Below are 280 nucleotides of genomic sequence, written 5' to 3' on the forward strand. Positions count from 1 at the left end.
TGGAGACGAGGAGATTCGAACTCCTGACCCCCTGCTTGCAAGGCAGGTGCTCTCCCAACTGAGCTACGCCCCCATAATTGGTTTCACTTAAGTTTCGACAATCCTATTCCGTAAAATATCGCTGTCTTTTATAAGTTTCACCTAATAATTAGCTCTTAGTGTCTGTACTCTACACGAATGTGTATTTCAAGTTATATGAGCCAACTGGTGGGCCTAGGTGGACTCGAACCACCGACCTCACGCTTATCAGGCGTGCGCTCTAACCAGCTGAGCTATAGGC

The 280-nt window shown here is 47.5% G+C and carries 1 tRNA gene; it reads right to left on the bottom strand.

From position 1 onward, the window contains the following. Positions 1-73: transfer RNA gene (locus tag EO120_RS09115), tRNA-Ala, on the bottom strand. Positions 74-280 lie beyond the last annotated feature (207 nt).

The sequence above is a fragment of the Veillonella caviae genome (assembly GCF_003992125.1).
In the GTDB taxonomy this organism is placed as follows: domain Bacteria; phylum Bacillota; class Negativicutes; order Veillonellales; family Veillonellaceae; genus Veillonella; species Veillonella caviae.